This window comes from Paenibacillus sp. FSL M8-0334 (assembly GCF_038000405.1).
GTDB lineage: Bacteria > Bacillota > Bacilli > Paenibacillales > Paenibacillaceae > Paenibacillus_AQ > Paenibacillus_AQ campinasensis.
In genome coordinates this window covers 881,050-896,053 of record NZ_JBBOCH010000001.1, presented here as the reverse complement: position 1 = coordinate 896,053, position 15,004 = coordinate 881,050, and the positions used below count along the sequence as shown (strand labels likewise).

General features: G+C 42.3%; 12 protein-coding genes. 10 read left to right on the top strand and 2 right to left on the bottom strand.

Annotated features, from left to right (window positions below):
• Window positions 1-176 precede the first annotated feature (176 nt).
• The 6 genes from MKX64_RS04030 to MKX64_RS04005 all read left to right on the top strand — a co-directional run bounded on the left by MKX64_RS04030 (window position 177) and on the right by MKX64_RS04005 (window position 4,990).
• Complete coding sequence (locus MKX64_RS04030) at window positions 177-1,799, top strand: response regulator transcription factor (protein WP_095267983.1); 1,623 nt, start codon at window positions 177-179, stop codon at window positions 1,797-1,799.
• A gap of 43 nt (window positions 1,800-1,842) precedes the next feature.
• On the top strand, window positions 1,843-2,091 hold the full coding sequence (locus tag MKX64_RS04025) for a hypothetical protein (RefSeq protein WP_341035381.1): 249 nt from the start codon (window positions 1,843-1,845) through the stop codon (window positions 2,089-2,091).
• Window positions 2,092-2,727: 636 nt separating this feature from the next.
• On the top strand, window positions 2,728-3,204 hold the full coding sequence (locus MKX64_RS04020) for a hypothetical protein (protein WP_155618949.1): 477 nt from the start codon (window positions 2,728-2,730) through the stop codon (window positions 3,202-3,204).
• Between the two features lie 467 nt (window positions 3,205-3,671).
• Entirely contained in the window at window positions 3,672-3,956 is a 285-nt protein-coding gene (locus MKX64_RS04010; RefSeq protein ID WP_095267986.1) for a hypothetical protein, read from the top strand.
• Between the two features lie 11 nt (window positions 3,957-3,967).
• Complete coding sequence (locus tag MKX64_RS24255) at window positions 3,968-4,384, top strand: uracil-DNA glycosylase family protein (RefSeq protein ID WP_445670825.1); 417 nt, start codon at window positions 3,968-3,970, stop codon at window positions 4,382-4,384.
• Between the two features lie 42 nt (window positions 4,385-4,426).
• Window positions 4,427-4,990: a hypothetical protein gene (locus MKX64_RS04005; RefSeq protein WP_341035380.1), complete on the top strand. Its 564-nt coding sequence runs from the start codon at window positions 4,427-4,429 to the stop codon at window positions 4,988-4,990.
• Between the two features lie 477 nt (window positions 4,991-5,467).
• Here the strand turns inward: MKX64_RS04005 and MKX64_RS04000 are convergent, their stop codons facing one another.
• Both MKX64_RS04000 and MKX64_RS03995 read right to left on the bottom strand, forming a co-directional pair.
• Window positions 5,468-7,762, bottom strand: coding sequence for a DGQHR domain-containing protein (locus tag MKX64_RS04000; RefSeq protein ID WP_341035379.1), 2,295 nt, complete (start codon window positions 7,760-7,762; stop codon window positions 5,468-5,470).
• Window positions 7,749-8,597, bottom strand: a complete 849-nt coding sequence (locus MKX64_RS03995; protein WP_341035378.1) for a DNA adenine methylase — start codon at window positions 8,595-8,597, stop codon at window positions 7,749-7,751. The genes MKX64_RS04000 and MKX64_RS03995 overlap by 14 nt, the downstream gene beginning before the upstream one ends.
• 286 nt (window positions 8,598-8,883) lie before the next feature.
• Here MKX64_RS03995 and MKX64_RS03990 point away from each other — a divergent pair, with 286 nt between their 5' ends.
• The 4 genes from MKX64_RS03990 to MKX64_RS03975 are packed head-to-tail and all read left to right on the top strand — an operon-like array spanning window position 8,884 to window position 14,934.
• Window positions 8,884-11,106, top strand: coding sequence for an MrcB family domain-containing protein (locus MKX64_RS03990; protein WP_341035377.1), 2,223 nt, complete (start codon window positions 8,884-8,886; stop codon window positions 11,104-11,106).
• Complete coding sequence (locus MKX64_RS03985) at window positions 11,078-13,507, top strand: restriction endonuclease-like protein (protein WP_341035376.1); 2,430 nt, start codon at window positions 11,078-11,080, stop codon at window positions 13,505-13,507. Before MKX64_RS03990 ends, MKX64_RS03985 begins: the two co-directional genes overlap by 29 nt.
• A gap of 5 nt (window positions 13,508-13,512) precedes the next feature.
• A complete protein-coding gene (locus MKX64_RS03980; RefSeq protein ID WP_341035375.1) occupies window positions 13,513-14,196 on the top strand; it encodes a restriction endonuclease in 684 nt (227 codons plus the stop codon).
• A 30-nt stretch (window positions 14,197-14,226) separates the two neighbouring features.
• Window positions 14,227-14,934 (top strand): nuclease-related domain-containing protein, encoded by a 708-nt coding sequence (locus tag MKX64_RS03975; protein WP_341035374.1) that lies wholly within the window; start codon window positions 14,227-14,229, stop codon window positions 14,932-14,934.
• Window positions 14,935-15,004: the final 70 nt, after the last annotated feature.

Genomic DNA, 15,004 nt, shown 5'->3' with positions numbered 1-15,004 from the left:
AAGCCAGCAAGGGAGTAGAATGATTCGGTTATTCGGTGAAAGCTGTCTGTTAATATAGTTCTAGTCTACTCCGGTTTACGTCATGCCTGAGCGGTTTCACAGCCGATCGGGCATGGCGTATTACCGTTAGGGTGAAGCTATTTTCCTTTTTGCAAATAAGGAAGGGGGCTCTTCAGATGTGGAAGATAGGAATCGTGGATGACGACCGTGCTGTGCTGCAGGGAATCCGGAAAGCCATCCCTTGGGACGAACTCAATGCAGAGTGGGCGGGGGAAGCGTCGAACGGGGAAGAAGGGCTTGAAATGATTGCATCGGCAAGCCCCGACATCGTGATTACCGATTTATATATGCCTGTCATGAATGGTCTGGATATGATCGAGCAGCTACGAAAGAACACTGGCTATTCGGGAAAAGTGATCATTCTGAGCGGTTACTCCGACTTCGAATATGCACGTCAAGCCTTGCGTCTGAACGTGAGCGATTACTTATCCAAGCCGATCAGCCTTCCGACGCTGAAGTCTGTTTTAAATGAAGCCATATCCGATTTGGAGGAGCGCGAAGAGATGCGCATGAAGCAGGATGAGCTGCTCCAGAAGCTGCAGCTTTATGAACCTTTCGTGGAGAAGGAGTGGGTCAAATCGGCCGCAGCCGGCGCCCTGCTGCAATCAGGACTCCAATCGGAAATTCCGGAGCCTTATCGGTATTGGACCGATCACGATCATACGGTCATCGGCATCGAGCTGGTCTACGATCAACGGGCAGCCAAATTAAGCTTGCCGGACTGGAGCCTCCTTCGATTTGCAATCAGCAATATGGCGTGCGAAATTACGCAGGCGGCATTCCCCCGCTTCGACCATACGGATCTCCACACCAACCGTTCGGTGATCATTATTCATCATGATCGAACAGAGCCTGCCGAGCGAGTGCGGCAGCGGCTGGAGCAGCTGGGTGTACGATTAATCGACTGTGTGCGGAACTACCTGAAGCTGAAGATCCGGATCGGCATCGGTGAGCGGAAGAGTTGCATAAGGGATATCGGCATCTCGACGGAAGAAGCCTTCCGGGCGATCGATGTGACTTCCCGGCCGGCCGTTCCGGAGCAAGAGCTGTATTTCTACAGTGCACAGGAGCCGGGCAATGCGGAGGCCAAGTCTCCGGTGCGCCCCGTTAAGCTATACCTGGAGCTGGCCGGCGCGATTCGTACCTCACAGGAGCATCAGGCGCAGACGATCATAAGGGACTATATGAAGCGGCTGGAAGAGGAAGGGGGCATCACCAAACCCTACGTCAGCATGCTGGCCGGCGAGCTGTGGGGCATTATCGCTTTTGCTTTCTATGAGACGGGGACCGTCGTTGACGATATCTTCCCGTATGACGGCATTACGCGCGAAATGGCGAAGCTGCAGCGTCCGTCCGAGCTTGCCGAATGGCTGATCACCAAGATCGGGCTTGTGTTCGGCAGCCGCGAATGGGGCGGGAACGGCAAGCATCGCCAGGCGGTCGACTTTATGATCGAGTACATTCACGAGCACTATGCCGAGGACCTTACGCTCGGTGGACTGGCGGATAAGGTGTATATTTCGAGAAACTACTTGTCGATGATTTTTAAGAACATGACCGGCGAAACGTTCAACAATTACCTGACCCGAGTACGGGTCGAGAAGGCCCGGGAGCTACTGATGGAGAAGAATGCATTGGTTTACGAAGTGGCCGAACAGGTCGGATATAAAAACGTTCCGTATTTCAGCACGGTATTCAAGAAATTCACGGGCATGAATCCGACGGAGCTTGTGAAGTGATCTTGGGGGAGTTGTGATGAATACCAGTTAGGATCCGGTATAGGTGCAGGTTGATGGAGACTCGCTGAAGCATGCTACAACAATAAAGCCGCTGGAAAGCCATTTGGGCAAGATCGTGACCACGCAGGCGGTTTCTTCGCAAGTATTTCGTATGGCGATTGAAGAATCGACCATGGGCATTGCTCTGCTGATAGGTGAGCAGCCCTTCATTAATGAAGAGATGGATGCCGGCCGCTGCTTGGTCGTAGGGATGCTGGGGAGCATAGAGAGGACTTTGCTTGATAACTTCTAGAAGGTTTAAATATACTTCGAACGTTCGGGGTATGCTGGAACAGCAAGGAGTTAACAACATGACATTGTCATTGGTTCCAATCTTTTGAGCTGGACCTCATCTCTACCGCATCAACGAGAATATGAGTGAATTATACGCTTTTCGGACCCATTATGGAGATAAGTGAAAGCGCCGCAAACTGGAATAACCAGGATAGCGGCGCTTTCAAGTTTGTTTGATGGCGTGGTATCATTCTGTTTGGTCCTAATACTGAACGAACCTATTTGGTTGGATCTTCTTGCAGCAATGTAGAATAATCGAACGAAGGGTTAAGGTGCCGCCACAACTGTTATTCCCGTTGGGTTGTTTGTATCCGTAGCCACCTTGACCCCGGTATATATCAACATTAGCATATTCAATGGTGCCTGAAGTAGTGGCTCCAGTATTTGCGCCCCTTAAATAAATAGTGTCACCTGGAGTATCGCTAATGTAGACTCCCGTAATCATGGCCATATTTGAAGTTGAAGGGTACGGAACTCTAGGCCGGCGACTATATACTTGTCCATTTCCGACAGAAACTTCCCCAAAAAAGGAATATAGATGATACTGAAATAAAAATTAAATCCCAACGCTAAATGTAAGAGGAGGGGATTGGGTTTGAAACAGTGTATTGTTATCATTGTTTTTTTAATTTTCCTCGGATGTCAGTCAATAAAGCCGGTTCAAACTATAGCATCGAGTACAGTAGCAGGTGCTTTGTCTAGTATGACTCAGGATGATTATTCCGCAACGCTTTCGATCCCACAAAAAGTTAAGGTCAACGAGGAATTCACGATCAAGGCTGAACTTAAAAAAGAATTAGTGCAAAAGGTGACGATTTCGAGTAAGCAGCAAATGTTCGTCTACGTGATTAAAGATCGTAATGGGAAGCAGATTAATTCCTATGCGATTACGGACAAAGGAAAGAATCGAGAAGTTTCTGGTAAGGTTGTTATTTCGGAAAACTACAAGTATAAGATTAAGCAGCCTGGTATATACGAAATCTCGGCAATAGCAGAATTTACAGTTATTAAAGACGGAAAGAGTCAAAATTTTAAAATTGAAACCGATTCTAAGAAAGTAGAAATAGAATAATAAACACTAGCCCATGCGGAGATAAGTAAAAAAGCGACGCAAATCTGAAATTCAGATTTGCGTCGTGTTCTTATGGTGCGTCTTTCTTATTCCGAGCATAATTCAGTCGAAGTGACAGGAGGCTCACACTCCCGGATCACCTCCATGAGTTCCATTTCCGTATCCGAGCTTCTGAACTTGGTTCACGGTGAACACCTCACTACAGTCGTTATACGTCCATAACGAAACGAATTACTACACTACGTAGTGATTATAATTTACTACGGGGTGTAGTGGGTGTCAAGGGAGGGGATTTAGGAGGGGTTGCAGGGGGAGCCAAGCCTAACTGGCCTCCGCTGAGTTTCCTTTTACGACGGAATTTAATTACTGAAGCTTTGAGATAGGTCTGAACTGATCTGTCTACAAATGCTATCATTTAGGTAGCTTGATTGAGGAAATGACGGATAGCTGAGGAAAGGAGCGATTCTGTGAGTGACATTGATAAACTAAGCGCTTATAAAGCACTAGTCAGTAAACGGAAGAAATGCACGATATGTGATCCCGCACAATGCGAATTGAAAAATCCGAGCCTGCAACAGAACGATAAGCTTAAGACCAGTCAGATCGGCCACTGGACAGAGTGGCAAGGCAGTCTGGATGCCAAAATAATGGTGGTTGGACAGGATTGGGGGGATTTCATCACACTGGTTGACCAAGATGGGGAAACCAACGTAGAAGAAAGCGCGACGAACCGGCATTGGTCCAATTATTGAATATCGCTGGTGTGGACATTGACGAGCGTACTGCAAGAAACAGACACGAGGACTTATTCTTTACCAATGCGATACTGTGTATGAAAACTAAAGGCGGATTAGCAGGTAAGGTGAGAGGATCGTGGTTTCGAAATTGCGTGTCCACATTTCTTAAGCCACTCATCGAAGACATTATTCAACCTAAAGTTGTCATCACTCTGGGGGAGAAGGCAACCAGGTCCTTGCTGCGTGAATATGGGCATAAAGGAATAAAATTCAGAGCATTGGTCGAACGTGAATCACCGATCAAGGTGAGCGGGAATACGGTTGTGTTTCCGGTATTTCATTGCGGTAGTTTAGGACGAAGAAACAGACCATTCGAACAGCAAAAGCTGGACTGGCTGCGAATCAAGGGTTATCTGGAAGGGCCATACGAAGAGTCTATCTAGATACGAAAAACTGGATTCATTTTTACATAGGAGGTGGTCCAGATGTTGGCATTGAAAACGATGATTTCAAGCTTTTTTCAGCATGTACAAGATCATAGAATCGAAATATACAACGAATTCAGCTTACAGCACGAGTTGGGCATTTACTTGCGAGAAAGACTCCCTCAATATAAAGTTCAGTTTGAGCGTAATGTTTCGTATTTTTCAAGCCAATCTATCACCATCAAAAAGGAAATCGACATCTCAATATTTACAGAGGATCAAAGGGAGAAGTATGCAATTGAGCTGAAATGCCCTTTAAATGGACAGTATCCTGAACAAATGTATTCCTTTGTGAAGGATATAAAATTCATGGAGCAGCTGAAGGATCTAGGATTCGTTAGGACAGCTTGTGTTGCTCTTGTATCCGACAAACCCTTTTATCAAGGGAAAAATAATAGAGGCATCTACAAGCTCTTCAGGGAAGAATATGCAGTTTACGGGAACATCTACAAACCAACGGGAGTTGGCAAAGATGAAGCATACATTTCGCTATCGGGTAGCTATGCGATTGACTGGATGGACTTAAATGCTCGCAGTAAATTTTATATTGTAGAAATAGAATGAAGGGTATATAAGGCTGAATATACGAACTGAGGATATAAAATGGATAACTGGGTAGGAGTATGATCGATTCGATCCTAGGAGATGGTTATTTATTACTTCCATTTGTGTAGGGGGTTATCATCAGGGTTCCAGATTTTGTAAACCTTAGCGAAAGTATAGTTTGTCGTAAACCCTAGCTTCAAGAATATTCAGCTACTATATTTAAGAGTATTTTTGGGAGGTTTAGCGAGATACTGTTGCTGTATTATATTAAGTACTGATGGATTCGAATTAATGCCTGTATTTTTTTTAAAAAAGCGGATGATTCACATTTCAGGGCCTACGAAAACATGCTACAGCTGAGATATTGGGATTGTTATCTAATGATAGAAGAAGAAGGATACTCATTGTGGGCATCCTTCAGTTAAGATTACCTTTAATATATCATGAACTCCCTTCCCTTTTGCATTATTGGAATAATATGGAACTCATGAGTTTTCAATTTAATACTTTATTGCCGATTAACCAGTCATGAATTGACTTTAAAAAAAGGTAATCCTCTTCCGAAACACTATAATTTGAATTATTATTACTGGAAATAACATTTAATTTAGTAAGCCATTCTGTTTTAGCAACCTTTCCACCAGGGAGTTTTTTTTCTTCTGGACGAGTATAGGAGGATTCAAAAAGTTCTGTCCAATTAGCCCCGAATGTTGCTATATCTTTACAGTTTGCAATTGTTACACAATCCCATATTGAGACTGTTTTATTTATATTATTTAAACTGTTATTATAATTTTGTGTTCCCATAGCATTATTTGCTTGTCTATAAACTTTAGGGGGTAAACCTGAGGTAAGCCACTTTTCTCCATACTTTTTCTTTAGCTTATTGGAGAAGTCTTCCTTGATGAAGTTCTCTAAATCATGAATCATTTCAAATGAGGCGACATTATACTGTTTAGTGTTATCTCGGATCCACTGTTCTAGGCCTGGAGGGTTGAAGTCTTTTCTACTTTCAGAAATGACTTTCTGAAAAATTCTCCATACCTTTGTTTTGCCCCCACTCCCATAGTTTGTACGAATTTCTTTCCTCTCATCATCAGAAATTTCACTAAAGAAGTTAATTAGTGGAGCAAGGTAGTAATGAACCTCTTGGGATATTTTGTAAGGATCATCCATTGTAGGATTAATTTTATTTAGCTCAATAAGATGATTTACAATATCATTAAATATTTTTATAAGTCCATATATACTATTGTTAATTGTTAATATCCCTTGATCCTTATCACCTTTTTCCCATTCTTCAGGAAGATTTTCTCTAAAGTAGTTGAAGCACTCGGTAATGAAGGGAAAAAGAATTTTACTAGTAGCCTCGTTCTTCCCTTTATCAAACGTTCCATTCTCTTCTATAATATTACCTTTACTATATCTACTAAAAAAGTCAGTCGACTTTAATGACTTTTCTATAGTATCAATTGTTATACAACGAGTCGGACTTACTTCATTTTCTCCTATAATGATACGTTCAAATAATGGAGATGTTGTCGACTCACCTAGTTTTTGAGCGATATGTAGTCTGAGTGCTTTCCTACTTTTGTTCCAATCTTCTGAGGACCAAAGCAGATCAGCATTCAGAGTGTTTTGAAGGTTTTTAGACACAGATTTTTGGTTTTCATTTATTTCCATGAATAACTCTACCTGTTTGGTTTTATCAAGATTTACAAAAGCGACTACAGGTATGGAATTTGTATTAGCATACTTAGAATTAGCATACCCATATAAACGATGTTGTCCATCAATTATATAAGCAGATCTGTATAATTGAGGAAGATGTAATATACCAATGCGTGATATAGATTTTTCAGCTTGAGGTGTGGCAATATCAAATCTTAGTTTTTTACCATTTGTATCAATACTAATAATGAGGGAATTTGGGAAAAATCCACCGCCATCGACAAACTTTTGAATCTCTCTAAGCCTACTTTTCTTAATTATCCTCTGATAGGTTGGCATCATATCATTATTAGCTTCGTTTCGGTGAAGTACGTAAGCGACTTTGAGAAGTTTTTCAGGTTCAATAGAAAAAGAGTAATAAGTATATCCTCCCATTTTCCCCTCGATAGCTGGGATTCTATTATCCATACCATTGATTTTCTGACCTTCAAAAAGATTACCAAGAAGTTGAAAACGAGCACATTCACCTAAATGCTTTGTTAATTCATAAAAATATTTAATTGCATACTCATCAAAATGGTGTATCTTCAGTTCTTTCATTCTGGATTTATCATTTTCTGACACTTCATAATTCTTTGTAGCAAGAATATACTTAGTTTTTCTGTTAGGAAAGAGTCTTTTTGCCTCAGAAAAAAGACCGTCTTTAATTCCATTAATTGACTCCAATTCCTTTTTGAAGTCACCTCGTTTACCTATGTTAGAACATTTACATTCAACAAATATAATGGTTTCTTCATCTACTGCCAATACATCAATTTGTTTTGTAGTCCCAATTCCGGATCCAGTGTATTGCATCTCAAGATGACGATCTCTGTTCATGTGTGTAAATCCTAAAGAAGCAAATAGAGTCCAAACTTCATCTTCAAATAGTTCATCTAGCGGTTTCTTTTTCTTCATGCGAACCGAATTCTTGAGGATTTTATCAAGTAGCCATCCTTCACTTTCTCTTTTCTCACGAAGTTCTGTTTCAAACTTCTCAAAAACAAAGGACTGACTTCGTTTTCTCTTTAAAGCAACTAGTTCATTCCCGGTGACTAACTTATGCTCAATAACGCCCATCTATTTGCCCTCCTGGAATATTGGTAAATATATATTCAGAGACTTTTTCGCGCTTAGTACTATCCCCACTTATTAAGCTAGCTCGGAATAATTCTAATCGGGTATCTCCCTTTTCAAAAAGTTCAAGAATAGTCTGATGAGCCGCGTTTGTTAATATGTAATAAGCGCCTTGATTTTTTATGTAATCTATAAATTGACTTAGTCGTTTTTGATCATCTAAGGAAAATAGCTTTTGGTTATATTTTATAAAACCATTATTATTATGAGATACGGTGTATGGTGGATCTAAAAAAACCAGGTCACCCTCCTTAATATTCTGACTGTTACATGTAAAATCACCATGCATAAGAGTTGCCTTTTGTAGGCATTCACTTGCTGCTAATAACTTGCTTTCCTCTATAAAATTCTTCGTTCTGTATCCAAAAGGAACATTATAAACCCCATGCTGATTGACCCTATAAAGGCCATTAAATGATGTTTGATTCAAAAATATGAATCGCGCAGCTTGCTCTACACTATTAATTGGGATATGATCTCTAATCGCGTAGTAGAATTCTTTAGTATTTTCATAAGTTCGTAAGGTATCAATAATAGCAAGGGGATTATTCTTAACACATTGATAGGTCTCAATAAGCTCTTTATTGAGATCTGATAAATATGAAGTACCTTTTGGGGTGATTGTAAAAAAAATAGATCCTCCCCCCAAAAATGGTTCATGGTAATTCAAGAATTTTGTACTTCCAATAATTTGATTTAAATACTTCACCAACCATGTTTTGCCACCAGCCCACCTCAGGAAGGGCTTGGTTGCTGTCTCTGATGGAAATCTAGTCACGATGAACCTACTCCGATTTACAGATTCTTAGTTTAGATGTAATATCTTGAAAACGATATTTTTCGTAATCACATTTAACACTATTCTATTTGATGAATAAAGTCAATAATGAAGACTACTAAAGAACTAATTAATATAGGTATATTTACCTAATTTCGTGGTTGTTATGTATGATTGTTAATTGCTTTTTGCCTGGTTTCAATTTTCTCATATAATCAACTGTCTTAGATTATTAGTTACAGTGCTTTTAATTTTGATTTCTTTATGAAATTTACTGGAGGTCCCAATGCTACCAGAACAACTCTCATCCATCTTTCGCATTAAACAAAAATCCTACAAAATGGTATTGATCCTATCACTCATCGATTATTACGATCAATCGAAATCTTTATCTTTCCCGCTTAGCGCTATCGCTGAGCGGTTTTTGGCATACTTCCAAGAGAATAGTAGACTGGGTAAGAAAGTAGATTCACCTCCCCCTGCCATAGCCAGCCAATGGGATGGCATTACATTATCCCAGACCATATCCTTACTTAAGACACCACTGGAAGCGCTATCTGCTATTCTAGAAGTGGATCATAGTCAGCAGAGAATAAGCTTTCGGCACGATATAGCCGACAAACTAGATGACAACGTTATTCGAGAGTTAAAGGAGTATGCCATGAAAGATTTGGAAAATTATAATAATAAATTAGAATATCCTGGATTCTCTTTTCATAGTGCCCTCTCTGAAATCATGAGTAGTTACATAACGGCGAAAAACCAAGCCTTTGCAGGTCATCCACTAGGTACTCTTTTTAGGCAAACAATCCCGGAATTCTTAAGATCGCTTTCTTTCATGAATCCAAATTATAAAGTTGATGGTTCCGTTGGTAAAGGTAATTGGGCGAACATCCCTTGGATCGCGGTGATGGATAAGCGCATTACGGATACAACGCAGCATGGTGAATATATCGTTTATCTATTTTCGGAAGATATGGAGTCTGTCTATCTTACCTTAGCCCAAGGGGTTACTGTACCTAAAGATGAGCTTGGTAAGAAAGAAGGGTACCAGTATCTCGAGAACAAAGCTGCCGAAATTCGAGAGCTTATCCCGCTGGAGGGGATGCAAAAGGACGATGGGATTAATTTAACGTCTAAAACCGGTCTCGGTCGCGATTACCAAGTCTCCACGATTGCGTATATCCGCTATGATCGTGAGGATATTCCAGATGATGATCAGTTGCAGTCCGATCTAGAGAATGTGGTTTCTAACTATAAAATGTATGTTGAGCATGTTTTGCAGAACAAGAACGCAGACGAAGAAGTGCCAGCGCCCGAAGTTAAGGAGAGCCCAATCTTGATTTCATTAACCGTGTCAGAACAGTTAGAGCAGGTCAAGTCATTCATCTCCCACCGTGGTTTCCACTACCCGCCTGGCCTCATCGAGAACCTATATCTCTCCCTAAAAACGAAACCTTTCGTCATCCTGGCAGGGGTATCGGGTACTGGCAAAACCAAACTCGTGAAGCTATTTGCCGAAGCGCTAGGGGCGACAACGGATAATGGTCAGTTTACGTTGATACCGGTGCGCCCAGACTGGAGTGATCCTTCGGATTTGCTGGGATACAAAGACTTGTCGGGGGTGTTCCGACCTGGTCGCTTGGCAGAGGTGCTTGGAGAGGCGTCTCAACCAGAGAATCAGCATAAGCCTTATTTTATCTGCCTGGATGAGATGAACTTGGCACGGGTTGAGTACTATTTCAGCGATGTGCTCAGTGTCATTGAGACGCAGGAATGGAGACAAGACCGAATTGTTACTTCCAAGCTCATTAACCGGGAGTCCTTGCTGCCGGATGACCAATTACTGTATGGAGACTTATCCATACCGGATAATGTCTATTTGATTGGCACGGTGAACATGGACGAGACGACACATCCTTTCAGCAAAAAGGTGCTCGATCGCGCGAACACCATTGAGTTTAACTATATCAATTTACAGGAATACCCGAGCTTAGTCCTTCATGAGAAGGAAGCAACAGATCTACCGGTCCATAACTCATTTTTACGAAGCGAGTATTTGCAATTGATCGATGTGTATTCCGAACATACAGAACTAGTACATGCCACAACGGAGAAGCTGGTGAAGATCAATCACATCCTAGAAGAGATCCATTCCCATGTTGGATTCCGGATTCGGGATTCGATTTGCTTTTACATGGTTTACAATCAGCGCTTTGAACTGCTATCGGATGATGAGGCTTTTGACTTGCAACTACTGCAGAAAATCCTACCACGCGTCCAAGGCAGTAGTTTATCGGTTAAGCGGGTGCTCCTCAAGCTATTGCAAGGGGCATTAGGAAGAACGCTTCCCATGTCGGATCTAATGGATGATGCATCGGAGATATATCTAAAGTGGAACGACAACCAAGAGGAGAACGAGGCGAAGCATCCACTAAGTGCTCGGAAAATTGCCTTTATGCTACGGAGGTTAGAAGAAGATGGATTCACCTCTTACTGGCTCTCCTAATCAGAGTGTTGAACTGCTACGCGTGGAGACGAATCTGTTCAATTTGTATATCCAAGGGAAACCCTATCATCCAACGGTGGAGTCGATGCAGCTTTATCGACAGCAGGATGGGGAGTGGATCGATACAAGTATACAGGTTCACTCCCTCTCGAATGAATTAGAAATCCAGCGGATTTTAATGTTTTTACCGGAGACAGGTGAGCTTTCTGAATGGCAGATAGGGGACAAGAGCTGGCCGCTATTATTTGAAACCCAGTCCTATGAGCTCGTAGTGGAGAAAAAAGGGGCACTTTCTCTTTCCTTTCATCATGAGAATGCAAGTGTCAGGCAGGCAATTAAGCCACTTGGCCAGTCGATCCTGTCGGGGATCCTGAACTTTCAGAATGAGGTTGGTCTAACGGATTTGGAGCTTCGTCTGGGTGGTCAGGCTATTTTTCAACTTCAACTAGAGATTTTCCCGTCGAAAATGGATTACAAAGAGGATTATCAAGCGATCCTTAGCGACGTGAACCGGCAGATTTATAATTTGTCATTCGATTTCCTTCGTAAAACGTACCATCTCACCGGTTTAAAGGAAACGAAGAACCAGAGTCTGACGGAGTTTTTTACGATTTTACAGCATGTGTTTGAACAGCTTGTCCAGGCCGTAGAACGAATCCAAACTTCGCCTAACTATAAGTTGGTGAAAGAGATGCGGAAGGTGGAGGCAGCTAAAGTCAAGAAGAGTGGTAAAGAAAACATAGCTTACCTGACGAAACACCCGCATTTACTTCGGCATGATGACAGGATTGGTTTTATACCGGTTAATGGGCATTCGCTGTACCCTAATCATGCTTTGGAGACGAAAAGACAAATCCAATATGATACGATGGAGAACCGTTTTGTGCGGTGGGTGCTAGAACGCATATCAAGCAAATTAAAAGAATTGAAGCTCAGACTATCAGGAAAATCTCGTTTGCAAGATCCACTCCTCATAAAGCGAATAGGTTCCATGCAGAACCAGCTACAGCGATTGCTAAGTCTCGACTTTCTAAATGTAGGTGGGATGAAGCAGCTATCAGTGTCCCTAGTATTGCAAATGGCACCTGGGTACAGGGAAGTCTATCGGAACTATCTAATGCTTATGAAAGGACTATCCATCCAAAGCGATTTGTTCCGACTCTCGATGAAAGACTTGGCGCAGTTGTACGAGTATTGGTGCTTCTTGAAGATCCATGATCTTCTCAGCCGAAAATACGAGCTTCTTAAACAAGATATTATTAAGGTGCAGCGTACGGGGATTTTTGTCACACTGGATAAGTCGGCGAAGGCCAAAATGGTGTACCGCAACCCCAGTAACGGGGAAGTGTTTACGCTCTATTACAATGCGCTTCCGAAAGGTGATCGGAGCGCTACGCTTGGCCAGAAGCCGGATAATGTGCTAACGCTTAAGAAGAACGAGGCTGCAGTGGAGTATAAGTATATTTTCGATGCCAAGTATCGGCTGAATCCGGCATACGAGGGAACCTCTTATTATGAGAGATATAAGCAGCCAGGGCCTGAGGAGGAAGACATCAACACAATGCACCGATATCGGGATGCGATCGTGTATGCGGAGGGACAAGGGCAGGAGTATGAACGGAGCATGTTTGGTGCCTATGTGCTATTTCCGTATCATGATGAGGAAAAATTCCGGGAGCATCGTTTTTATAAAAGCATTGAGCTTGTCAATGTGGGCGCCTTCCCATTTCTACCAAACTCCACCGACCTGATGGAAGCTTTCTTGGATGAGATCATTATGGACAGCCCAGAAAAAGCTTACGAACGTTCTACCAGACCGCGAGGCACGAAGAGCTACTATCAGAACAAGCTGGCTGGTAAAAACGTTCTGGTTGGATCGTTGAGAGAGCCTTCTCAACTGGAACAGGCGTTAAATCTAAACTTCTATCATATGCCGCTAGAGAACATCACAGATCATAAGATTCTCACTCAGATCGAATATATCGCCTTGTACCAATCAAAAGGAAAGTTCTCCTCCACAGGAGAGACAGGTATTCACTGGTATGGTCGTGTGTCCGATTGGAAAGTGTTGCGTCGTAGAGACATATCCGAACGTCCAGCAAGGCGGGGTACAGAAGAGAAATTATATGTTAAATTTACGATCGATCAGTGGGTTAAGCGTGATAAACCAATTGTTTCCGGTGGGAGAGGAATCTACAGGGTCTTATATACTTCTAAATACGTGTTCGACCGAGCTCTGGAAATCGCGGAGTTAAAGCTCGATACGGATGAGGATCTGATCAGGTGGCGTGAACAGAGACGTGCAGGTGCGGTCAAGGTGGAGCTGGATCATGATCAGGTGGATTTAGCCAAGCATGTTTTGGGTATCCACGGTACAAGCAACAACAAAGGGGAGCTTTGATTGGTATGGCTAAAACATACAAAGCTGAAGGGCGGCAAATTGCATATATGCTGCGAGGGCTGTTTACAATCCTGGCCCTCTCATTGTATTTCATTAATCCTAAGTTACACTGGGGGATATTTGTAGGCGTGTTTTTCGGAGGGTTAATTCTTGCAGAAATAGCTGGGGCAGCTTGGACTAGAAATAGGAGAACCCGAAAAAAGGCTAGAAATCGAACTGCAACTAGAGCTTCTGCGAATACATCTTCATTAAATAAGAGCGCACAGGCAAGCCAAACAAAGACTTTAACAAATCTAACGGTTTCTATGCTCATTACAGCAGATGTCCATAAACTATCGGGAGCCGATTTCGAAAGATTGATGGAATTGTACTACATCGATCAAGGGTACACGGTTGAACGAGTTGGTGGCTCTGGTGATAGTGAGGTGGATTTAATCCTTCGAGGGAAAGAAGGATATAAGATTGCCGTGCAGTGTAAACGGTGGAAGCGAAATGTTGGAAATGATATTGTCCTTCGAGTAAAAGCGGGAAAACAAGTGCATGGATGTTATGATGCGTGGATTGTAACGACCAGTAATTTTACCAAAGATGCCAGAAGAGATGCCGAACGTTTAAATATCCAATTGATAAATGGGCTTGCACTTGAGAACAAGTTGAATGCTTGGAGAAAAAAGAAACGTATCGGATGAACTATCAAACTTATAGAACGGAGCCCTTTCATGCTAAAAAAGTTAATGTCCATATTCAAGCCAGATACTCCCGATAATAAGCCTTCTCAACGTAGCAAAACCAAAGTAGCCAGCAGCAAACCTAAGCCCAAAGTTCAGCCAACCCGTATCGGAGAGCTGGGAGAGCATAAGATTAACATTCAGCTAGATCAGCTCCCGAAAGGGTGCAAATACATAAGTGATTTAATGGTTGCAAATCCGAAATCCCGTACGGGCTATTCGCAGATCGATCACGTGGTCATAACCCCACAAGGAATCTTTATCATCGAGACGAAGAACTACAACGGAGAGATAAAGGGGACGAGAGATAATAAGTCTTGGTCAGTAAGTAATCGATTCAAAATGTACAATCCCTTTATGCAGAATTACGGTCATATCCAAGCCATTAAGCAGTTTCTTCCGAACTATCAAGAGAGTCGATTTATATCGCTCGTTTCCTTCACGATGCGTTGCCGATTTAGTGTGGACCCCGAATTGAGAAATATCCAGTCGGATGAGCTGATCGTGTACGATGTTGAACTATCCGAATATATTCAGCGTAAAATGAACCGGATTGGGGCAGAGAAGACACACCCGGTTCTAGCGGAATCGGATATTCAGAAGATCTATCAAACTTTGAAAGAAGCCAATATCACTGATGCGAAGATTCGGGCTGAGCATGTGGATAAGGCGGGGAGTGTGGGGAAGGCGAAAAAATAGCGAATGGAAAATTGCAGCTGGACCACTTATGGAAGTGGATCGCTGTAACTTCTTTACCTATTTAAGAGGA

Excerpts from the sequence above, each read along its gene's own strand:
- MKX64_RS04030 (WP_095267983.1), top strand. The coding sequence starts at position 177 with ATGTGGAAGATAGGAATCGTGGATGACGACCGTGCTGTGCTGCAGGGA.
- MKX64_RS04005 (WP_341035380.1), top strand. The coding sequence starts at position 4,427 with ATGTTGGCATTGAAAACGATGATTTCAAGCTTTTTTCAGCATGTACAA.
- MKX64_RS04000 (WP_341035379.1), bottom strand. The coding sequence starts at position 7,762 with ATGGGCGTTATTGAGCATAAGTTAGTCACCGGGAATGAACTAGTTGCT.
- MKX64_RS03990 (WP_341035377.1), top strand. The coding sequence starts at position 8,884 with ATGCTACCAGAACAACTCTCATCCATCTTTCGCATTAAACAAAAATCC.
- MKX64_RS03985 (WP_341035376.1), top strand. The coding sequence starts at position 11,078 with ATGGATTCACCTCTTACTGGCTCTCCTAATCAGAGTGTTGAACTGCTA.
- MKX64_RS03980 (WP_341035375.1), top strand. The coding sequence starts at position 13,513 with ATGGCTAAAACATACAAAGCTGAAGGGCGGCAAATTGCATATATGCTG.
- MKX64_RS03975 (WP_341035374.1), top strand. The coding sequence starts at position 14,227 with ATGCTAAAAAAGTTAATGTCCATATTCAAGCCAGATACTCCCGATAAT.